This is a genomic window from Curtobacterium sp. MR_MD2014 (assembly GCF_000772085.1).
Classification (GTDB): domain Bacteria; phylum Actinomycetota; class Actinomycetes; order Actinomycetales; family Microbacteriaceae; genus Curtobacterium.
Genome location: NZ_CP009755.1, coordinates 2,547,238 through 2,568,417, shown reverse-complemented (window position 1 = coordinate 2,568,417; position 21,180 = coordinate 2,547,238). Strand labels below are relative to the sequence as shown.

Genomic DNA, 21,180 nt, shown 5'->3' with positions numbered 1-21,180 from the left:
GGTTCCGTCAGGAACGCAACCAGGCGGTCCCCACACCCGACAGTGCGCCGTCTGCCACCGGCGCGGAGGCGAGCAGTAGCTCGCCGGCGGGGAGTGCGTACGGCTCGTCGCCGAACACCGTCACGCTCGTCCAGCCGTTCGGCCGGCGGAACGCGAGCACGTCGTCGCGACCGGTCTCGAGCCACTCGAGGTGCTCCTCGGACTGCAGCTGGCCGCGCAGGCCCAGGGCCTTCCGGTACAGGTTCAGCGTCGAGTCGGGGTCGGCGTCTTCCGCCTCGACCGAGACCTGCGCGAACCACGCCGGCTGCGGCAGGTGCGAGCCGCCGTCGCCGAACCCGAACGACGAACCCTGCCGCGTCCACGGGATCGGCACGCGGCAGCCGTCACGGCCCACGTCGACGCCCGGGTTCCGGAAGAACGCCGGGTCCTGGCGCTCGGCGTCGGGGATGTCGCCGACCTCGTGCAGGCCGAGTTCCTCGCCCTGGTACAGGTACGCGGAGCCGGGCAGTGCGAGCTCGAGGAGCGTCGCCGCCTGGGCCCGACGGAGTCCGAGCGATCGGTCGAGCGCCGCCTGGTCACCGCCCGCGAGCAGCCACGCGGACCCCTGCTTCTGCTCGTCGCCGTTGCGGGCGGGCAGTGCGTAGCGGGTGGCGTGCCGGACGACGTCGTGGTTCGAGAACACCCACGTCGTCGACGAGCCGGACTGCTCGGCGAGCCCGAGGTTGAACTCGATGATCGTGCGGAACTGCTGTGCGTCGAAGTCCGCCTCGAGCAGGTCGAAGTTGAACGCCTGCCCGAGTCCCTCGGCGCTGGCGTACCGGGCACGGCGGTCGGCTGCGACCCAGGCCTCGGCGACGGCGGTCCGTGCCGGGGGGTACTCGTCGAACACCGTGCGCCACTCGGCGTAGATCTCGTGCACGTCGTCGCGGTCCCACAGGATGTGCGAGCCGTCCTTCGGGGCGGCGAGCACCTCGGCCCACGTGGGCAGCTCGCCTGCGGGCAGGTCCTTCGCCAGGCCGTGCGCCACGTCGATGCGGAAGCCGTCGACCCCGCGGTCCGACCAGAAGCGCAGCGTGTGCAGGAAGTCGTCGCGCACCTCGCGGTTCGCCCAGTTCAGGTCGGGCTGCTCCGTCGCGAAGTTGTGCAGGTACCACTGGCCGTCGCCCACGGCGGTCCACGCCGGGCCGCCGAAGATCGACACCCAGTCGGCCGGCGCCTCGGACCCGTCGGGACCGGTGCCGTCGCGGAAGACGTAGCGGTCCCGGGCCGGGCTGCCCTTCGGCGACGCCAGTGCCTCGCGGAACCACGCGTGCCGGTCGCTCGTGTGGTTCGGCACGATGTCGACGATGACCCGGATGCCGGCGCCGTGCAAAGCCTCGACCATGTCGTCGAAGTCGGCGAGGGTGCCCAGACGCGGGTCGACGTCGCGGTAGTCGTCGACGTCGTAGCCGCCGTCGGCCAGCGCCGACGGGTAGAACGGGCTGAGCCAGACGGCCTCGATGCCGAGGGAGGACAGGTACGGCACCCGCGAGGTCACCCCGCGGAGGTCGCCGATGCCGTCGCCGTCCGCGTCGGCGAACGAGCGGGGGTACACCTGGTAGACGCTCGCCTGGCGCCACCAGGTCTCGGCGTCGGTGGCGGCTGCGGGCTGGACGAGCGTGTCGGTCACGTCGGGCCTTTCGTTGTTCGTGCGGGTGGTGGTCGTGGTCGTTGCGGCTGCGTTCGTGTCCGCGGTCGCGGACGGCGACGTCGGCGTCACTTGATCGCGCCCTGGGTCACGCCGGCCATCACCCATCGCTGGGTGACGAGGTAGACGATGATCGCCGGGGCCATCGCCATCAGGTACGAGGCGAACGACACGTTGTAGTTGTTGCTGAACTGCGTCTGGAACATCTGCTGCAGCACCGGCAGGGTCTGCAGCGCCGGGTCCGAGGTGATCAGCGACGGCATCACGAAGTCGTTCCAGGACGCCAGGAACGCGAAGATGCCGACGGTGGCGCTCATCGGCGCGAGGAGCGGGAACACCAGTCGCCAGAACACCTGCCCCGTGCTCGCACCGTCGATGCGGGCACTCTCCTCCAGCTCGGCCGGGATCGAGCGCAGGAACGCGGTGAACAGCAGCACGCTGAACGACAGCTGGAACATGACGTGCAGGATCGCGACGCCGAACGGGTTGTCCAGCCCGGCGAGGCCCGTGAGCTTCACCTGCGACAGTGCGAGCACCGGGAACGGCAGGAACATCGCGGCGAGCAGGTAGAAGAACGACCAGCGGAAGAAGCGGCGCTCCCAGTTCCGGGCGATGGCGTACGCCGTGAACGACGCGAGCAGGATCGTCCCGACGACGGTGATCGCCGCGATGAGCACCGAGACGCCGAACGCCCGCGGGAAGTCCGTGAGCTCCCAGGCCTGCACGAAGCCGTCGACGCTGAACGGCGCCGGCAGCGAGAACGCGTTGCCGTCCACGGCCTGCGTCGTGGTCTTGAACGCCATCGTCACGGTGACGTAGAGCGGGACGAGGACGGACAGGGTGCACAGCGCGAGGACGATCGTGACCGGCCAGTTGAACCGTTCACCGCGGCGTCCGGCGGTGCGGTCGGCGTCGACCGACCGGATGCTGCCGGTCGCCGTCGTGCCCGGACGGAGGGGTGCTTGCATGGTCATCAGAGCGCTGCCTTCCCGCGGGTCGCCCGCAGCTGGATCACGGCGATGACGACGGCGATCACGAAGAAGATCGTCGCGTTCGCCATCTGGTACGCGTAGTCGCCGCCGCTGAAGCCCTTGAAGATCGACATCGCGACCGTCGTGGTCGAGGTGCCCGGGCCGCCGTCGGTCAGGCCGACGACGATGTCGTACGAGTTCAGGAAGTTCTTGAACCCGATCACGAGGTTGATGAGGATGTAGCCCGCCGTCAGGGGTGCGGTGATCGAGACCAGCTGCCGCCAGGCGCTGGCACCGTCGAGCGCCGCGGCCTCGTACACCTCGCCGGGGATCGACAGGACGCCGGCGATGTAGATGAGGAGCGTCGACGGGATCGCCTGCCAGGCGGTCACGACGACGATCGCGACCCACGCCAGGTCGGGGTTCGCCAGGATGCTCTGCTCGAGCGGGGCGATGCCGAGCGTGGTCGCGAGCGCCGGCAGGCTGTTCGCGAAGAGGAACGAGAACACGTAGGCGATGACGATGCCGGAGATCACCATCGGCAGGACGAAGACGCCGCGGAGCGCGATCTTGCCGCGGATCTTCGACGTCAGCGCGATCGCGAGCAGGAACGCCACGGCGTTCACCAGGAGCACGGTGACGAGCGAGAACCCGATGGTGAACAGGTACGCCTGCAGGATCGCGGGGTCGGAGAACACCGCGACGTAGTTCGTCAGGCCGGTGAACCGGAACTCGCCGAAGCCGACGGAGTTCGTGAAGCTCAGCACGATGCCCATCGCTGCGGGGAGCGTGATGGCGAGGGTGAAGAGCACGAGCGTGGGGACGAGGAACAGGAGGAAGAGCGGATCGACGCGCTTGGCGCGTCCGCGGACGCCGGCCTGGAGGCGCGGTGCGGCTCCGCCCCGGCGGCGGCGGTCCGCCGTCGTGATCGATTCGGTGGTCGTGGTGGCCAAGGTCGTCTCCTTACGCGGCCGACCGGAGCGCGAGCCGCGCCCAGTCGCCGTCGAGGGTGCGGAGTTGCGGGTCGGGCGCACCGCCGAAGGCGATGGACTGCAGGTAGTTCGCCACCGGGATCTCGGCGGGGATGAGCTGCGAGGCGCCGAGGTAGAACGCGGCCTGGTCGTACGAGTCCTGCATGCCGCGGAGCGCGGGGTTCGAGACCGGAGGGGAGTCCTTCCGCACACCGAAGCCGTTGTTGTCGGCGTTGTACCGGTCGCTGATCTCCGGGCTCATCAGGAAGGACAGGAACTCGCGGGCGGCCTCCTGCTTCCGTGAGGCCTCGGGGATCCAGAGCCCGAGGTCGACGTTGACGCGCACCTTGTTGTCGGCGGGGTCGTCGGTCGCCGGGAACGGGAAGGTGCCGAGGTCCATGTCGGGGTTCGTCTTCGCGATCTCGCCGAGCGCCCAGGGGCCCTGCAGGTACATCGCCGCCTTCCCCTGCGCGAACGCGAGGTTGCCGTCGCCGTAGCCCCGGCTGGCGGCGCCCTGCTGGTGCCACTGCAGCAGGTCCACCATGCGGCCGACGGGAGCGGCGAAGTCCTTCTCGAACGACACCGCCGACCCCCTGCCGACCGAGGTGCCCTCGCGGTCGAGCGCCGCGAAGGTCGACGGCACGTCGAGCATGCCGCCCACCGAGTAGTCGAACATGCCCTGGGCGATCGTCCAGTTGTCCTTGTACGTGCCGTACATCGGGGTGATCCCGGCCTTCACGAGACGCTCGCACACGTCGGTGAACGCGCTCCAGGTCGTCGGCACCTCGAGACCCTGCTGCGCGAACAGCTGCTTGTCGTAGATCACCGACGCGGCGGTCACCGAGTAGGGCAGGACGCTCGTCCGGCCCGGGTAGTCGGCGGTCTGGCGCATCAGGGGCCAGAGGTCGGGGTTGATCGTGTCCTTCTCGGGCAGGTCGGACAGGTCGGTCAGGGCCCCGTGCTCGACGAACGACACCATCGCGTAGTTGTAGTTCAGGCACCCGAGGTCCGGCGGTCGGTTCCGGACGAAGTTCGCGGACATGTTCGACGTCGAGTCGCGGACCACGCGGATCGTCGACTGGCTGTCGTGGAACTTCGCGATGACGTCGTCGAAGTACCCGATGACCTCGGGCTTCGACACGTAGAAGGTGATCGTCTCGGGTCGGCTGCTCGATCCTCCGAGCGGGGCGCACCCGGCGAGTGCCAGGCCCGCGCCGATGCCGCCCGCACCGAGCAGGAACCCGCGGCGGGTGACCCCGGCCGTGCTCCTGGTGGTGGCGTGTGCTTGCACGTCGTCTCCGTCCGTCCGGACCCGGCGTCCCTGCCGTTCCGACTCGCGTGCCGGCGTCGGTGTCGGCTCGCGCGACTAAATGTACCCAGAAAATCTAATCGCGCAAGCAAGTCGCGTCGCGGTAGGGTCGGCGCATGCCACAACGCCGTGTGACCCCCCGCGCGACCAGCGCCGAGACGGTCCTGGCGTACGCCCTCGAGCCGTCGTCCGGTGCCTTCACGGCGACCGAGGCGATCGACGCCACGGGGCTGACCCGCTCGACCGTCCTCGCCGCGTGCGCGGAGCTCGTCCGGCTCGGTTGGCTCCGCGACCTCGACGACGCCCGCACGGCAGGGGAGTACCGGAAGGGCCGGCCCGCCCGGCGCTGGGAACTCGTCGCGGACGCCGGGGTCGTCGTCGGCGTCGACGCGGGGCAGCACCGCGTCACCGCGCTCGTCGCCGACCTGCGCGGCGCCGTCCTCGCCCGCACCGAGGGGGCGCTCGGCGAATTCGGGCTCGAGGTGCCCGTCCGGCTCAGTGTGACGACCGACACCGTCGCGGCGGCACTCACCGCGGCCGACGTGGACGCCGCCCGCGTGCTCGTGACGGTCGTCGGCATCCCGGCTCCGGTCGACGCGCTCGGTGCGTCACCCCGCGACGGCGGCTTCTGGGACAGCATGAACCCGGGCTTCTCGGACGTCGTGCCCCACGGTGTCGTCGTGGTCGAGAACGACGCGAACGCCGCCGCGCTGGCCGAACGGCCCTCCTCGGGGGACGCCTCGTTCGCGGCGCTGCTCTCGGGCGAGCGGTTCGGCGCCGGCCTGGTCGTCGACGGCGTGCTGCTCCGCGGTGCCCGGGGCGGTGCCGGTGAGCTCCGGGTGCTCGACCTGGTCGACGGGGTGGCCTCGTCGAACGGCATCGGGCGCACCGCCCGCGAGCTCGTCCGCGCGGCGCGGGCCGACGGGCGCATCGGTCCGGCCTCCCTGCTCGGCGGCGTCGAGGAGCCGGGCGCCGAGGCGGTGTTCGCCGCCGCCGCGCTGCTCGACCCGGTGGCGCTCGAGGTCGTCGACCGCCTGGGGGACCGCCTCGCCCGGGTCTGCGTCCTGCTCGCGAGCCTGCTCGACATCGACCGCGTGGTGGTCGCCGGTGCGATCGCCGACGCCGCCGCTCCCGTGATCGAGCGGGCGCGCGAGCACCTGGCTGTCTGGGAGTACGACCCGACGCCCGAGGTCGTGCCGTCGCGGCTCGGCGGCGACGTCGTGGTCCTCGGCGCCGTCGCGCGTGCGCTCGACCTCGTGCACGCCGACCCGCTGGCCTTCCCGCTGCCCGCCGAGACCCCCGCCGTCGCGACCTGACCGCCGATCCGCTCCCACCGAGCCCTTCCCGACCGGACGTACGAGTCGTACGATCGGTACATGTACAACCTGCCCGCGAGTGAAGCACGCCAGCGATGGTCCGACCTCATCGACCATGCGCACCGCGAACCGGTCGCCATCACGGTCCGCGGCCGCGAGCAGGTCGTCGTGCTCGAGGCGGAACTGGCTCGCCGGGCACTGCAGGCGCTCGAGGACGCGATGGACCGGGCCGCTGTCGATCGCGCTCGGCGGGAACTCGCGGAGGACCCGGAGACGCTGCCCCTCGAGCAGGTCGCCCGCGAGCTGGGCATCACGCTTGGGTGAAGCCTCGCCCGTCGAGTACCGGGTCGAGCTGACCAAGCGTGCCGCGAAGGCGCTGACGAAGCTCGACCGGGTCGTGCAGCGGCGGTTGCTCGCCGCCCTGGTCCTGCTCCGCACGACGCCGCGTCCGCCAGGGTCGACCGCGCTGGTCGGCCGGCCGGGCGAGTTCCGGGTCCGTGTGGGCGACCACCGGATCGTCTACGAGATCGTCGACGATCGTCTGGTGGTCCTCGTGCTGGTCATCGGCCACCGCCGTGACGTGTACCGCTGAACCCGACCGACCGACCGACCGCCGACCCCCCTGGGCCGATCAGTGACACCGCGGCTCGGTCCGCGGCAGACTGGGCCCGTGACGATCCGACCCGTCCTCGTTCCCACGGTCCTCGGTTTGCTCGCGGTGTTGTGCACCGGGTGCGTCGCCGTCGGTCCGGAGGAGGGTGTCCTCACCCTGACGGGCAGCGACGCGGCCCCGCTCCCGGTGTGCAACGGCGCAGCACCCGTCTCGGTCTCCGCCCTGGCGTCCGACGACCCGCCAGCGTGCGAGCCGACCGGTCAGGTGCTCGTCTTCCCCGACGGAGGCCAGCTGTAGTTGCCGGGGGGATCGCTCGGCACCGGTTCGCAGGCTGCCGCGTCGGGCGTCCGGTACGCGTACAGCGGTGTCGGGCGGTTCGGCGTCGTCGCGGCGCAGGCCGGTCCTGGTTGCGTCGATGTCCAGGAGTGGGGGACCCCGGACGCGTTGCGTCGGGTCCACGACGCCTTCGGCTCGCGCTGGATGTGCGACTGACCGGGCGCGGGACGCGAGCGCCCGGCGGCCGCTCGCGGCCCCTCAGCGGAGGAGCGCCGCCAGGACCTCGGCGGCACGGGCGGCCTGCTCGGCGCTGACGTCGAGGTGCGTCACGAGCCGGACGTGCCTCGGGCCGAGCTGCATCACCCGCACGTCCCGCTCGGCGGCCGCGGCCACGAAGGCTGCCGGATCGGTCACCTCGGCGAAGACGATGTTCGTGTCGACGGTCGCGGGGTCGACGTCGAGCGCGGACGCGAGCACCCGGGCGTTGGTGTGGTCCTCGGCGAGACGGTCGACGTGGTGCCGGAGCGCGTACCGGCCCGCCGCGGCCAGGAAGCCCGTCTGCCGCATGCCCCCGCCGTAGCGCTTCCGCCAGGTGCGGGCCGCGGCGACGTGCTCCCGGGAGCCGACGAGCACCGAGCCGACCGGCGCGCCGAGCCCCTTCGACAGGCAGACCGACACGGTGTCGAACCCCGCGGCGAGGTCGCGCAGCGCGATCCCCGACGCGACGTGGGCGTTCCACAACCGGGCACCGTCGAGGTGCACCGCGATGCCGTGCTCCCGCGCGAACGCCTGCACGGCGTGCACCTCGTCGACGGGCTGCACGGTCCCGCCACCGAAGTTGTGCGTGTTCTCGATCGCGATCGCCGTCGTGGACACGCTGTAGGCGCCGGCGTTCGGCTCAGCCACCTCCGCGACCGCCGCCGCGACGAGGCGTCCGCGCTCCGAGGGCCACGTGCGCGTCGTGATGCCGGAGAACACCGCCGCGGCACCGAGTTCGGCGCGGACGACGTGGGCCCGGACGTCCGCCAGGAGTTCCTCGCCCGGCGCGACGTGCAGCCGCAGCCCGAGCTGGTTCGCCATCGAGCCGGTCGGGGTGAAGAGCCCGGCTTCGTGGCCGAGCAGGTCGGCGACCTCGCGCTCGAGGGCGTTCGTCTCCGGGTCCTCGCCGAAGACGTCGTCACCGACCTCGGCGTCGGCCATCGCTCGGCGCATCGCAGGCGTCGGGCGGGTCACGGTGTCGGAGCGCAGGTCGATCGGAGCGTCGGTCACCGGGCAACGCTAACCCGCCGTCCGGTCCGTCGATCACCAGGCAACACCGACCCGCCGTCCAGTCCGTCGATCACCGGCGTCGCTACGGTGAGGCCCATGCAGCCGCCAGCAGCCGGGACCCTCCGCATCCTCCACCTCTCCGACACGCACCTGACCGGTGACGGTGCCCTGCACCAGGGGTCGGTCGACACGACGGCGGCGTTGGACGCGGTGCTCGCGCACGTCGACGGGGTCCCGGGCGTCGGCCTGGTCGTGGTCTCGGGGGACGTGTCCGAGGACGGGAGTCCCGCGTCCTACCGCACCGCTCGCGAGCGGATCGGCGCCTGGGCGCAGCGGCACGGCGCCGCACTCGTCCTGGTCCCCGGCAACCACGACCTCCGCGAGGGCTTCCGCCAGGTCCTCGCGAACGGCCACGTCCTCGGGGAGGGCGGCACGCCGCTCGCGCACACGATGGAGTACGTCCCGCCGTCCGTGCCGGTCTCCGGGCAGTCGGTCGTCGCCGGCTTCCGCGTGGTGACGGTCGACACGAGCGTCCCCGGTGCCGGCTACGGCGCGCTCAGCGACACCGCGCTCGAGCGACTCCGCGCGGCGCTCACCGGCGAGCCCGTCCCGCACGGCACGGTCGTCGTGCTCCACCACCCGCCGGTGCCCTCGCCGACCTTGCTGCACGAGGCCCTCCGCCTGCAGGACCCCGAGGACCTCGCCGAGCTCCTCGACGGCTCGGACGTCCGGGTGGTGCTCGGCGGGCACCAGCACCACCACAGCGCCGGGTCGCTCGCCGGCGTCCCGGTGCTCGTCGCGCCCGGGGTCGCGAACGACACGGACGTCGTCGGACCGTACGCCGAGGAGTCCGCCCACGTCGCCCACGGCGCACTGGTCGTCGACGTCGCCACCGACGGCTCCGTCTGGTCGACACCGGTCCGCGTCCCCGACCCGGACCGCGACGTGCTCGCCTTCGCGCTCGACGCCGAGACGGTGGCACGGATCGCGGAGCAGGCGGGGCCCGCCGCGCGCTGACGGCGCCTGGTACCCCTCGCTCACGGACACCGTTCCGGCGTCGCGAGTACACCGGAGCCATGCCCACGGAAGGAGTCCCCCATGCGCATCGGTAGTGCAGTGCAGTACGACCGGTACGGCGGGTTCGACGTCGTCGACCTCGTCCCGCAGGAACGTCCCGAGCCCGGACCCGGCGACGTCGTCGTCGAGGTCGTCGCCGCCGGCCTGAACCACGTCGAGCGGTTCCTCCGCGAGGGGAAGCTGCGCGACCACATCGACCTCGAGTTCCCTGCCCACCAGGGCGTCGACTTCGCCGGCATCGTCCGGGCCCGCGGCGCCGAGGTCCGTGACCTCAAGGTCGGCGACGAGGTGATGGGCCACGCGCCCGAGGGCGGTGCCCACGCCACCTGGATCCGCGTGCCCCGCGGTGCGGTCGTGAAGAAGCCCGAGCACGTCGGGTGGGAGGTCGCCGGCGGCCTCTACCTGGCCGGCGCCACCGCCGCGACGATCGTCCGCGGACTCCGTCTCGGGCCCGACGACACCGTCGTGATCTCCGCCGCTGCCGGCGGTGTCGGGCACATCGAGTGCCAGCTGGCGCACGATGCCGGCGCGACCGTCATCGCCCTCGGCAGCCCGCGGAACCACGACTACCTGCGGCAGATCGGTACGCTGCCGGTCGCGTACGGCGAAGGCGAGGAGGACCGCATCCGGCAGATGGCGGCCGGCCGGCCGATCACCGCGTTCATCGACAACCACGGCGGTGGCGGTGCAGCGGACCTCGCATCGCGGCTCGGCGTGCCGTCGGAGCGGCTGGTGACCTCCGAGCACCGCCGCGACGTCGAGATCCGGTTCCTGCGGGCACCGGCCGACGACGAGGAGGCCCGTGACCTGCTCACCCTGCTCGGCAAGGCCGTGCAGGACCGCCGCGTGCAGGTGCTCATCTCGGGCTTCTACCCGTTCGAGTACATCGTCGACGCCTACGAGGACCTGGCCGAGATGCGCTCCCGCGGCAAGGTCGTGATCGGCATGCAGACGGTGGAGACCGGTGCGCGACTCGACTGGTACCGCTCGGAGAAGGCGCGTGACCTGCGCGACCGCTACGCCGATGCACGAGGCGCGGACACCGAGACGATGGCCGGCGGGTCGGCGAGCCCGGAGGCCTGAACCACACGCGCGACGATCGGGCCCGGTCTCCGGCAGGAGGCCGGGCCCGATGCGTGCGCGGGAGAGCGTGCGTCGGCTAGCTGAGGACGTCCTTCGTCGCGAACCGTCCGTACGCCAGCGCCCCGAACACGGCCACCCAGCCGAGCTGCAGCAGCGCGTTCGCCCCGAAGGAGTCGAACGCGATCGGGTCGCGGAGCAGGTCGCCGAAGCCGAGCCACAGGTGCGAGAACAGGAACGGGTGCAGCCAGTCGAGCTGCGGGAGCTGGTCGAGCACCTGCGACACCCCGGCGAGCACGACCGTCGCGGCCATCGCCCCGACCGGCACCGTCGTCAGCGTCGAGGCGAAGAGCCCGATCGCGGCCAGCCCGAGCATCGACAGGGCCACGTACAGCGCGAGGAGCAGTGCGCGGCCGGCGTACGACCAGCCGCCGACCTGCGTCCCCGACAGCAGGGTCACCGGGCCGATCGGGAAGAGCAGTGCGCCGATCGCCGCGCCGACGAGCACGACGAGGAGCGTCGCGGCCAGGCAGAACGCGACCGTGGCGGCGTACTTGACCAGGATGAACCGCAGGCGGCCGGTCGGGGCCACCAGCAGGTAGCGGATCGTGCCGTGCGACGCCTCGCCCGCGACCGTGTCCCCCGACACGACCCCCACGGTCAGGGGCAGGAACAGCGGGATCGACACGGTGAGCGCGGTGAACGCGACGAAGAGGCCGTTGTTCGTGATGTCCCCGAGGAACGCGGGACCACCGGAGTCACCGTCGGTGGTCAGGCGCACCGCGATCGCGATGAGCACCGGGACCAGGGCGAGGGCACCGAGCATCGCCCAGGTCCGGCGGCGCCGGAACAGCAGCGCGAGCTCCGACCCGAGCAGGGCGAAGGGGCGGACGGGACGGCGGACGGGCTCAGGCTGCGACATCGAACCCCTCTCCGGTGAGCGCGACGAACAGGTCCTCGAGGGTGCCGCCGCCCACCGCGACGCCCCGGACCCGGACGTCGGCACGGACGAGGTCGGCCGTGACGGTCTCGGGCAGGACGTCGTCGGGCAGGTCGGCGACCAGGACGTCCGCACCGGTGTCCCGACGCGGGGAGAGCCCCAACCGCACGAGCACCGCCGAGGCCTCGCCCACGTCGGGGGTCCGGACGGTCAGGGTCCGTCCGCCCGTCGCCCGGAGCTCGTCGAGGGACCCCTGCGCCACGAGGCGCCCGCTCCGCATCACCGCGGCGTGCGTGCAGACCTGCTCGATCTCGGCGAGCAGGTGGCTCGACACGAAGACCGTGGTGCCGTCGTCGGCCAGCGAGCGGATGAGGTTGCGGACCTCGCGGGTCCCCTGCGGGTCGAGGCCGTTCGTCGGCTCGTCGAGCACGAGGAGGTCACGCGGCGCGAGCAGTGCGCCCGCCAGGCCGAGGCGTTGCTTCATGCCGAGCGAGTAGGCGTGTGCCTTCTTGTCGGCGGCGTGGCCGAGCCCGACGCGGTCGAGCGCCGTCGCGACACGGTCGTGGCGGGTGCGCGGGTCGGAGGTCGGGTCCGCCGCGTCGAACCGCTGCAGGTTCGCCCGACCGGACAGGTACGGGTAGGCGGCCGGACCCTCGACCAGCGCGCCGACGCGGGGGAGGACCTCCTGCAACGCGCCCGGTACCGCACGACCGAGCACCTCGATCGTGCCGCTCGTCGCCGCCGACAGGCCGAGGAGCATCCGGATGGTGGTGGTCTTGCCGGAGCCGTTGGGTCCGAGGAACCCGAAGACCGATCCGCGCGGGACGGCCAGGTCGATGCCGTCCACGGCGCGCTGCCGGCGGAACACCTTGACGAGCGACTGCGTCCGGATCGCGAGGTCGGGAACGGACCGGCCGGGCTCCGTCGCTGCCCGGTCCGGCTGCGGGGCTGTCGTCACTTGGCGGCGGTGACCAGCGCGGACACCGGGACGGCGCCGGCGAACACCCGGCCGTCGTCCGCCAGGTAGACCGACACGAGCGACGTCTGCAGTGCGCGGCCGCCGTCGACGGGCTTCGTCACCTGGTCGAGGAGCGCCGAGGCGTCGGAGTCCCGACCCGGTCCGGCGGTGTCGCCGGCGGGCAGCTCCACGACGCTGTCCCACCCGGAGCCGGTCACCGTCGGTCCGACGCCGCTCCGGTCGTCGCCGTGCGCCCGACCGCCCTGCCCGTGCCGGTGGGCGTCCGAGAGGTCCTTCGTCGTGACCTCGGCGCCGGACGGCGGGGTGAAGTCGAACAGTCGAGCGTCGGGCGCGCCGTAGTCGAGGCTCGTGAACCCGACCTGGAACGCCGGGTCCTGCTGCCCGGCTGCGGTCACGGTGACGCGCAGGGGCAGCCCGGTCTGCTGGTCGACGGCGAGCCGGACCGAACCGACCAGGGTGTCGTCGGACCTCGGCGTCAGGGTGACCTGCCATGCGTCGTGTCCGGCGACGCGGACCGTCGTCGGGTCGGACACCCGGGTGCTCGGGGTGATCGCGTCGACCGCACGCTCGGCCGCCTGCGCCGGCGTGGTCGCGCCGGCGGTGGGGGCGTCGGCGTCCGCGGGGAGCGTCAGGTGCACCGCAGTGCGCTCCTTCGAGTCCCAGGTCCACACGTCGGACCCGTTCCGGACCACGTCCTGTTCCGCGAGCTGCTGGGTCAGCTGGAAGCGCTGTTCGTCCTCGCCACCGACGTACACCCGCGCGGTGTGCGCGGCGGTGAGCAGTCCGAGCACGTCGGACGCGTCGCCCTCGAGCGAGGAGCCGCCGCTGCCCGAGGGGAGCTCCGGCAGCCCGAGGTCGCTCGTCTGCGCGAGCGTGCCGGAGTACTGGGCGTCCCGGGACCCCGCGATGCTCGCGAGGACCTCGGCCGCGGTGGGGTCCGAGCCCGCCACCGGTTCGGCAGCGGCGTTCGCGATCACCGGCGCGGCGATGACGCCGGCGACGACGACCGGCGCGATCGCGGCGGGCAGCCAGGCTGACTTCTGCATCGTGTCCCCTTCGGTGGAGCGGTGGGTCGCGAGCACCGTACGTCGGGCTGCCGACAGTCGGCTGGGCGTCCGCGGCTGTCGTCCCGGTGCCCGGCACTCGTAGGATCGGTCCGCCCGGCGACGGGACGACACGGCGGCGAAGGAGACGGCATGCGCGCGGTCCTCGGACTGGACATCGGTACCTCGAGCACGAAGGCGCTGCTGGCCGGGTTCGACGGCAGGGTGCTCGCCGAGGGCTGCCGGGAGCACAGCGTCGACCGCCCCGTCGAGGGGCGGGTCGAGATGGACGGCGACGCCTGGTGGGCCGAGTTCGTGGACCTGACGACCGAGCTGCTCGCGCGGGTCCCGCACGCGCGGGTCGAGGCGGTCGGGGTCAGCGGCATCGGTCCGTGCGTCCTGCTGTCGGACCAGGACGGACGGCCGCTGCGGCCCGCGATCCTCTACGGGGTCGACACCCGCACGGCGGACATGCTCGACGAGGTCGCGGCGGAGCTCGGCGGTGACGACGCCGTCCGTGCCCGGTGCGGCAGCGGGCTCAGCACACAGGCCGCCGGGGTGAAGCTCGCGTGGCTCGCCCGGAACGAACCCGACACGTGGCGTCGTGCCGGACGGTTCACGATGCCCTCGTCGCGGATCGTCGAGCAGCTCACCGGCGAGTACGTCCTCGACCACCACTCGGCCAGCCAGACGACCCCGCTGTACGACGTCCACGCCGAGCGCTGGATCGACGACTGGTGCGCGCGGCTCGCGCCCGGTCTGCGGATGCCGCGGCTGCTCTGGCCCGGCGAGCGGGCCGGTGACGTGACGGCCGCCGCGGCCGCAGCCACGGGCCTCCCGGCCGGGATCCCGGTGATCGCGGGGACCATCGACGCGTGGGCCGAGGGGGTCAGCTCCGGCGTCCCCGCGCCGGGGCGGGTGTTCCTGCAGTACGGCTCGACGATGTTCCTCATCGCGCCCACCGACCGACCGACGTCGGTCCCGGGTCTGTGGACCACGGTCGGGACCCGCCCTGGGCAGCCCTGCGTCGCGGGGGGCACCGCGACCTCCGGCGCCGTCACCGACTGGCTCCGGCGGCTCGTCGACGGCGACCGTGCAGCACTCCTCGCCGAGGCGCGGGCCGCCGGTCCGGGCGCCGGGGGACTGCTCGTCCTGCCCTACTTCGCCGGGGAGCGGACCCCGATCGCGGACCCGGACGCCCGCGGAGTGGTCGCCGGGCTGACGGTCCGGCACACGCGTGGTGACCTCTACCGCGCGACGCTCGAGGGGACGGCCTACGCGGTCCGCCACAACCTCGAGGTGCTGGGCGGGGCCGGCATCGACGTGCACGAACTCGTCGGCGCCGGCGGCGGGGTGCTCGGACGACTGTGGCCGGAGATCGTGTCGGACGTCACGGGGCTCCCGCAGACCATCCCGTCCGTCACCACGGGGGCGTGCTTCGGCACGGCGTACCTGGCCGCGCTGCTCGTCGACGGCGCGGACCGCGTCGACATCCGCGCCTGGAACCCGCCGGCGGTCGTCATCGAACCGGATCCGGTGGCCTCCGAGCGGTACGACCTCGGGTACCGGGACTACCGGGAGCTCTACGAGGCGACCGTGCCGGTCGTGCACCGGTTGGCGCGCCGCCAGCGCGACGACGGGACCGCCACCGCACCAGCCGGTCCGGCGGGTGCGCTGGCGGTCCCGAGGGGGCGACCGGCGTCAGGTCACGCGGTGGCGGTGACCCCGGCGTCGGTGCCGGCTGCGCCTCCGGCGTCGGTGCCGGCTGCGCCTCCGGCGTCGGTGCCGGCTGCGCCTCCGGCGTCGGTGCCGACGGGCGCTGAGCCGTCGTAGCCGCAGATCGCGGCGACCTTCTCCGCGCTCGCGCTCGACGGGTCGAACGTGTACCCGAGCCACTCCTTCGCCATCCGCCGGGCGACCTCGATGCCGACGACCCGCTGGCCCATGCAGAGCACCTGGGCGTCGTTCGACAGCACCGACCGCTCGACGCTGAACGAGTCGTGCGCCGTGACGGCCCGGATGCCGGGGACCTTGTTCGCGCTGATCGCGACGCCGAGCCCGGTGCCGCAGACCAGGATCGCCCGGTCGGCCTCGCCGTCCGCGATCATCCGGGCGGCGTCGACGGCGACGTGCGGGTACGCCGTGTGGCCGTCCGCGTCCACGCCCACGTCGACCACGCTGGCCACGCGGTCGTCGGCCTCGAGGTCCCGCTTGATGACCTCCTTGTAGTCGAAGCCCGCGTCGTCCGAGCCCACCACCAGTCGTAGCGTCATGCGTCCACTCCTTCGCGTCGTGCGCGGTCGGCGAGCACCTCGCCGATCCGTGTGAGGACCATCCCCATCGAGGTGGCGCCCGCATCGGGCGTCCCCACGCTCTTCTCGGCCAGGGGTCGGGCCCGCCCGACCTTCGGCCGCAGGTCCGCCGTGGCCTCCGCCTGCTCGACGGCGACCCGCGCTGCCGTCCGCCAGGCCGCCGGCAGGTCGGCGCCGTCGTCGACCGAGGACCGCAGCTGGTCGACGAAGGGCAGCAGTGCATCGAGCAGCGTCTTGTCGCCGCGGGCCGCGCCGCCCAGGTGGACGATCGAGTCCGCGAACGCCTGCGCGGCAGCCACGACGTCGGCCGGACCGTACGTCTCCCGGTCGTCGCCGAGGGCACGACCGAAGGCCTCGAGGGCCGCGCCCCAGAGCACACCGGACGTCCCGCCGGCGGACGCCGCCCAGGCGTCACCCGCCCGACCGAGCACGAAGGCGACACCCGCGGCCGGGTCGGTCTGCTCGACGGACCGGCGAGCCGCCGAGACACCCTTGACCATGCCGCGCCCGTGGTCGCCGTCGCCGGCGACCGCGTCGATGCGCCCGAGGGTCTCCTCGTGCTCGCGGAGCAGCGCGTCCATCGCCACCACGGCTGCGCGGGCGGTCTCGGCTGCCCGCCGGGAGGCCTCGGTCGCGTCCGGCACGACGGTCGCCTCCGCCTCGGCCTCGGCCACCGCGTCAGCCGGCACGAGCGCCGCGACCGGAGCGGCGACCTTGCGGTACGCCGGCGTGTAGGCGTCCGCGCGCCAGTACTGTTCGAGCTCGTCGTCGAGGAACTGCAGCGTGAGCGAGCAGCCGCCCATGTCGAGGCTGGTGACGAGCTCGCCGACCTCGGGCTCGACGACCTCGAGCCCGGCGTCCTCGAGGAGCGGCAGCACGCGGCCCCAGAGCAGGAAGAGCTCCTCGTACTTGGTGTCGCCCAGGCCGTTGAGGATCGGTGCGACCCGCGGCCCGGCGCCCTCGGGGCGTTCTGCGACCAGCCGCTCGACGAGCAGTGCGGCGAGCTCCCGCGCGGGCAGCACCGGGACGTCCTGGATGCCCGGCTCACCATGGATGCCGAGGCCGAGGCCGAGGTGTCCGTCCGGGACGGAGAAGAGCGGTTCGGTGGCGCCGGGCATGGTGCAGCCCGAGAACGCGACGCCGATCGTCCTGGTGGCGGCGTTCGCCGCGGTGCCGACGCGCTCCACCTCGTCCAGGTCGAGTCCCGCCGCCGCGGCGGCACCCATCGCCTTGAACACCGAGAAGTCGCCGGCGATGCCCCGCCGCTGCGCGACCTCGTCGGCGCTCGCGACGTCGTCGGTGACCACGACGATGCGCGTGTCGATGCCCTCGGCGCGCAGGCGCTCGGCGGCGAGGCCGAAGTTCATCGTGTCACCGGCGTAGTTGCCGAACGACAGCACGACGCCGCGGCCCTGGTCGGCGGCCTTGGCCACCGAGTACACCTGGGCCGCGGACGGCGAGGTGAAGACGTTGCCGACGACGGCGCCGGTGGCGAAGCCGGGGCCGACGACGCCGCAGAACGCGGGGTAGTGCCCGGATCCGCCGCCGACCACGACGGCGACCTGCCGGTCGGCGCCCTCGGTCGGGAGGGCGACCACCCCGCCGTGCACGCCGCGTACCCGGTCGGCGTACAGGGCGAGCCAGCCGGCCAGCTGGTCGTCGGCGAAGTCCTCGGGGTCGTCGTGGATCGTGGTCATGGAGTGCGTTCCTGTCGTGCGGTGGACCGGGGTCCGGTGGATGGGGTCAGGATCGGGTCGGACGACCGGGTGCGTCGGTCGGGACGGAGGGGACGGGTCGGGGGGCCGGGCGGCGGTGGGACGGCCACCGCCGCCCGGGGTCGGCTCGGCGGGCCTCAGCGGGTGCCGCGGTGCGGGCGTCCCTGGGGCACGTCGAGGAAGTGGATCATCACGAAGGCGCAGGCGTAGAGGCCGACGAAGGTCCAGGTCACCGCCTGGCCGCCGCCGCCTAGCGCGAAGACCGCGGCGACGACGCCGGTGCCGAGGAACGCCGCGCCACCGGCAGCGGTGGTGTACATCGCCATCGCGGCACCCTTGTGCTCCGGGGCGAGCGCGGGCATGATCGCGCCCATCGGGACGAAGCCGGCGAGCAGGCAGCCGAACACGCAGCCGGCGACGACCGAGAGCACGTAGCCCCAGTCGGAGCCCGCGGGCACGAGCTGCGGCACGTACCACCAGGCGACGAGCCCGGTCGCCGAGCCCACGATGCCGAACCACTTCACCGTGCGCTGCCAACCGATCCGGTCGCCGACCCATCCGAACAGGGCGTTGACCAGGATGTTCGTCGCGTAGACGCAGACGGTCATGAGCAGCCAGCGGCTCTGGCCCCACCCGCGGTCGTTCGCGATGATCGCGGGCAGCACGACGAACATGCCGAACTCGGGCGCGGTGTTGATGAGGCGGACGAGGAAGCCCATCAGGATCTTCGGCCGGGTGGCGGTGAGGCGGATCCCGCTCGTCATCACGCGCCAGGCGCTCTCACCGGCGGGTGCGATCCGCGTGAAGCCGTTGGGCAGGCGGACGCCGAACAGCATGATCAGGAAGCCCACGACCACGAGGCCGATCGATGCGACCATCGCGCCCGCCTCGCCGACCGTGCCGCCGCCGAACACCGGGATCGCCCCGATGGCGAACAGCGAGCCGAGGGTCGGCAGCCCACCGGTGAAGGCGACGTAGAACCAGCCGACGGCCGAGCCGTTGCGCTCCACCGGCGTCGTGATGTTCACCCACACCAGGAAGGCGAACGCGAACAGCGGGTAGCCGAAGCCGCGCAGGGCGTACGCGACGGCGGCGAACGGCACGCTCTGCACCTCCAGGGCCAGCAGGAACAGCACCTCGAAGACGACCCAGACGGCGAAGCCGAGGATCATCACCCGGCGCGGACCGACCAGGTCGGACAGGGCGCCGGAGACGTAGCTGCCGATCAGGGCGGCGAGGCTGTAGAACGTCACGATCGTCGCCACGGTGGCCTCGGGGCTGCCGAGCACCGCGACCATGTGCGGGGTGATGAAGTTCGACTCGACGCCGTTGCCGGTCATGAAGACCAGCACGGCGACGAAGCCGAGGGCGAGCGGACGGGGGATCCCCATCCGGTCCAGCCGGCCCTCGGACCGGCCGGCGGTGGGCGTGGAGGCGGTGGTGCGCGCGGTCGTCGTCGACATCGCGGGGGCTCCTCGGGTGTCAGGCCCGCGCGACGGACGTGGTCGGCGCGGACGTGGTCGGTGCGGACAGCGACGGGATGATGGACACCTTGACGGACGCACCGGCGGAGTCGCCGACCAGGTCCAGTGCCTGCTGGAAGTCCTCGAGCGGGAACTGGTGCGTGCAGATCTCGTCCATCGGCAGCATGCCGGACTCGAGCAGCTTGATCGCCGCCGGCCAGGTGTGCGGACCGAGGTGTGCCCCGCGGACGTCGAGCTCCTTGTCGTCGGAGATGATCGACCAGTCGACGGATACGGCGTCCTTGAAGACCGAGTACTCGACGAACGTGCCGAGCTTGCGGAGCAGGTTCAGGCCCTGCGGTACCGCGGACGGGTGGCCGGTGGCCTCGATGTAGACGTCGGCACCGTAGCCGTCGGTGAGCTCCTTCACCCGGGCGACGGCGTCCTCGTGTGCGATGTTGATCGTCAGGTCGGCGCCGACCTTGCGGGCGAGCGCGAGCTTCTCGTCGACGACGTCGAGCGCGATGATCCGCAGCGGGTTCTTCTGGCGGGCGCCGGCGATCGCGGAGAGACCGATCGGACCGGCGCCGGCGATGACGACCGTGTCGCCGAACCGGATGTCGCCGCGCTCGACGGCGTGGAAGGCGCAGGAGAGGGGCTCCGCGAAGGCGGCGACCTGGCCCGGCAGCGCGCGGTCCACCGGGTGCGTCAGGGCCCCGCTCGGCACGAGCACGTACTCGGCCATCGCGCCGTCGAAGCCCTTGAAGCCGAACATGTCGTGGACGTTGCACATCCAGTAGGCGCCCTCGAGGCAGTAGCGGCACTCCCAGCACGGCACGATCTGCTCGCAGGCGATGCGGTCGCCGAGTGCCACACCGCGCTTCGCGAGCGCGTCGTCGGCGCCGGCGACGATCGTCCCGACGAACTCGTGGCCGGGGATCCGGTCGGCTTCCGCCCATGCCGGGCGGTTCTCGTCGCCCCAGAACTTCGCCGCGCCGTGGTAGCACTTCAGGTCGCTCGCGCAGATGCCGACGGCGTCGGTGCGGAGCAGGAGCTCACCCGGTCCGGGCTGCGGGACCGGACGGTCCTCGAGTCGGTAATCGCCCGGACCGTGGACCACCACGGCACGCATCGTGGTCGGGATCTCGCGGTGCGCGTCGCCCTGCGCCGGGGTCTCGGTCGTCGTCGTCGACATGAGCTGGTCCTCCGTTGGTCAGCCGGGCGGTGTGCCCGTTCCGATGGTTCGGCGACGACTGTACACGGTCGGGAACAGATGTCCAGAACACAATTTCTGCTATCGTTCCGACACCACGACCGCGCATCGCAAGGGAGCGACCATGACCACCGCCACCGAGACCGACCTCGCCGCCGCACTCCGACCGGGCCCCGACTCCGTCGACCTGACGAACGACCTGACGGGCCGCACGGCGGTCGTCACGGGTGGGGCGTCCGGCATCGGCAACGCGATCGCCCACGCGTTCGCGTCGCGCGGGGCCCGGGTCGCGATCGTCGACGTCCGGACGGACGCCTCGGCCGCTGCAGCCGCCGGGCTGCCCGACGTCCCCACCGGTGCGCACCTCGGGCTCGCCTGCGACGTCACGGACGACGCCTCCGTCTCGGCGACGGTCCAGCAGGTCGTCGACGCCGCCGGGTCGATCGAGGTGCTCGTGAACTGCGCCGGCATCGTCGCGCTCGACGCAGCGGAGGACCTGGACGGCGGCGCGTGGGCGCGCACGCTCGACGTCAACCTGACCGGGACCTTCCGGCTGGCGCAGGCGGTCGGGCGGCACATGCTCGCGGCGGGCAGCGGTCGGATCGTGAACATCGCATCGCAGGCGGCACACGTCGGCCTCGACCGGCACGCGGCGTACTGCGCGTCGAAGGCCGGCGTCCTCGGGCTGACCCGGGTGCTCGCACTCGAGTGGGGCGGACGCGGGGTCACGGTCAACACCGTCTCGCCGACCGTCGTGCTCACCGACCTCGGCCGGGCGGCCTGGGCGAACGAGGCGGGGCTCCGCCACCAGGACGAGATCCCGACCGGTCGCTTCGCCACCCCCGCCGAGATCGCCGCCGCGGTGCTGTTCCTGGCGAGCGACGGTGCCGCGATGGTGAACGGCGCCGACCTGCGCGTGGACGGCGGGTTCACGATCCGGTGACCC

The 21,180-nt window shown here is 72.8% G+C and carries 19 protein-coding genes and 1 pseudogene; 8 read left to right on the top strand and 12 right to left on the bottom strand.

The window, feature by feature from the left end; genetic code table 11:
* Positions 1-7 precede the first annotated feature (7 nt).
* From NI26_RS11860 to NI26_RS11845, 4 genes are all read right to left on the bottom strand, one after another.
* Positions 8-1,669 carry a glycoside hydrolase family 13 protein gene (locus NI26_RS11860; protein ID WP_066655556.1) on the bottom strand — a complete coding sequence of 554 codons (1,662 nt, stop codon included), beginning with the start codon at positions 1,667-1,669 and terminating at the stop codon, positions 8-10.
* An 86-nt stretch (positions 1,670-1,755) separates the two neighbouring features.
* A complete protein-coding gene (locus NI26_RS11855) occupies positions 1,756-2,661 on the bottom strand; it encodes a carbohydrate ABC transporter permease (protein ID WP_066655554.1) in 906 nt (301 codons plus the stop codon).
* A complete protein-coding gene (locus tag NI26_RS11850; protein ID WP_066655553.1) occupies positions 2,661-3,611 on the bottom strand; it encodes a carbohydrate ABC transporter permease in 951 nt (316 codons plus the stop codon). The genes NI26_RS11855 and NI26_RS11850 overlap by 1 nt, the downstream gene beginning before the upstream one ends.
* A gap of 10 nt (positions 3,612-3,621) precedes the next feature.
* Entirely contained in the window at positions 3,622-4,920 is a 1,299-nt protein-coding gene (locus tag NI26_RS11845; protein ID WP_066655551.1) for an ABC transporter substrate-binding protein, read from the bottom strand.
* Between the two features lie 134 nt (positions 4,921-5,054).
* Between NI26_RS11845 and NI26_RS11840 the strand changes: the two genes are divergently transcribed.
* The 4 genes from NI26_RS11840 (at position 5,055) to NI26_RS11825 (ending at position 7,164) form a co-directional block, all read left to right on the top strand.
* A complete protein-coding gene (locus tag NI26_RS11840; RefSeq protein ID WP_081984996.1) occupies positions 5,055-6,254 on the top strand; it encodes an ROK family protein in 1,200 nt (399 codons plus the stop codon).
* Between the two features lie 60 nt (positions 6,255-6,314).
* On the top strand, positions 6,315-6,578 hold the full coding sequence (locus NI26_RS11835) for a type II toxin-antitoxin system prevent-host-death family antitoxin (protein ID WP_066655545.1): 264 nt from the start codon (positions 6,315-6,317) through the stop codon (positions 6,576-6,578).
* On the top strand, positions 6,571-6,846 hold the full coding sequence (locus NI26_RS11830; protein WP_066655542.1) for a type II toxin-antitoxin system RelE family toxin: 276 nt from the start codon (positions 6,571-6,573) through the stop codon (positions 6,844-6,846). Before NI26_RS11835 ends, NI26_RS11830 begins: the two co-directional genes overlap by 8 nt.
* Positions 6,847-6,924: 78 nt before the next feature.
* Complete coding sequence (locus NI26_RS11825) at positions 6,925-7,164, top strand: hypothetical protein (protein ID WP_066655531.1); 240 nt, start codon at positions 6,925-6,927, stop codon at positions 7,162-7,164.
* A 237-nt stretch (positions 7,165-7,401) separates the two neighbouring features.
* Here the strand turns inward: NI26_RS11825 and NI26_RS11815 are convergent, their stop codons facing one another.
* A complete protein-coding gene (locus NI26_RS11815) occupies positions 7,402-8,412 on the bottom strand; it encodes a threonine aldolase family protein (protein ID WP_081984994.1) in 1,011 nt (336 codons plus the stop codon).
* A gap of 96 nt (positions 8,413-8,508) precedes the next feature.
* On the opposite strand from NI26_RS11815, the gene NI26_RS11810 reads away from it, so the two are divergent.
* Together NI26_RS11810 and NI26_RS11805 are read left to right on the top strand one after the other, a co-directional pair.
* Positions 8,509-9,429, top strand: a complete 921-nt coding sequence (locus NI26_RS11810) for a metallophosphoesterase (protein WP_066655527.1) — start codon at positions 8,509-8,511, stop codon at positions 9,427-9,429.
* 81 nt (positions 9,430-9,510) lie between these two features.
* A complete protein-coding gene (locus NI26_RS11805; protein ID WP_081984992.1) occupies positions 9,511-10,572 on the top strand; it encodes an NADP-dependent oxidoreductase in 1,062 nt (353 codons plus the stop codon).
* A 76-nt stretch (positions 10,573-10,648) separates the two neighbouring features.
* On the opposite strand, the gene NI26_RS11800 is transcribed toward NI26_RS11805, so the two are convergent.
* From NI26_RS11800 to NI26_RS11790, 3 genes are read right to left on the bottom strand one after another with little or no spacing between them, the layout of a single operon-like run.
* Positions 10,649-11,491, bottom strand: coding sequence for an ABC transporter permease (locus NI26_RS11800; protein ID WP_066655521.1), 843 nt, complete (start codon positions 11,489-11,491; stop codon positions 10,649-10,651).
* Positions 11,478-12,467, bottom strand: a complete 990-nt coding sequence (locus NI26_RS11795; RefSeq protein ID WP_066655518.1) for an ABC transporter ATP-binding protein — start codon at positions 12,465-12,467, stop codon at positions 11,478-11,480. Before NI26_RS11795 ends, NI26_RS11800 begins: the two co-directional genes overlap by 14 nt.
* Positions 12,464-13,534, bottom strand: coding sequence for a LolA family protein (locus NI26_RS11790; protein WP_081985322.1), 1,071 nt, complete (start codon positions 13,532-13,534; stop codon positions 12,464-12,466). The genes NI26_RS11795 and NI26_RS11790 overlap by 4 nt, the downstream gene beginning before the upstream one ends.
* A 150-nt stretch (positions 13,535-13,684) precedes the next feature.
* On the opposite strand from NI26_RS11790, the pseudogene NI26_RS11785 reads away from it, so the two are divergent.
* A pseudogene (locus NI26_RS11785) lies at positions 13,685-14,983 on the top strand (FGGY family carbohydrate kinase); the annotation flags it as partial.
* Positions 14,984-15,237: 254 nt separating this feature from the next.
* Here NI26_RS11785 and NI26_RS17205 read toward each other — a convergent pair.
* From NI26_RS17205 to NI26_RS11765, 4 genes are all read right to left on the bottom strand, one after another.
* The gene (locus NI26_RS17205; protein WP_081984988.1) at positions 15,238-15,804 is read right to left on the bottom strand and encodes a ribose-5-phosphate isomerase; all 567 of its coding nucleotides are present in this window, start codon (positions 15,802-15,804) and stop codon (positions 15,238-15,240) included.
* A complete protein-coding gene (locus NI26_RS11775; RefSeq protein WP_066655508.1) occupies positions 15,801-17,540 on the bottom strand; it encodes a dihydroxyacetone kinase family protein in 1,740 nt (579 codons plus the stop codon). Before NI26_RS11775 ends, NI26_RS17205 begins: the two co-directional genes overlap by 4 nt.
* A gap of 155 nt (positions 17,541-17,695) precedes the next feature.
* On the bottom strand, positions 17,696-19,021 hold the full coding sequence (locus tag NI26_RS11770) for an MFS transporter (RefSeq protein ID WP_066655506.1): 1,326 nt from the start codon (positions 19,019-19,021) through the stop codon (positions 17,696-17,698).
* A 19-nt stretch (positions 19,022-19,040) separates the two neighbouring features.
* Positions 19,041-20,216, bottom strand: a complete 1,176-nt coding sequence (locus NI26_RS11765; RefSeq protein ID WP_066655504.1) for a zinc-binding dehydrogenase — start codon at positions 20,214-20,216, stop codon at positions 19,041-19,043.
* Between the two features lie 142 nt (positions 20,217-20,358).
* Between NI26_RS11765 and NI26_RS11760 the strand changes: the two genes are divergently transcribed.
* On the top strand, positions 20,359-21,177 hold the full coding sequence (locus NI26_RS11760) for a GolD/DthD family dehydrogenase (protein WP_066655502.1): 819 nt from the start codon (positions 20,359-20,361) through the stop codon (positions 21,175-21,177).
* The last annotated feature ends 3 nt before the right edge of the window (positions 21,178-21,180 follow it).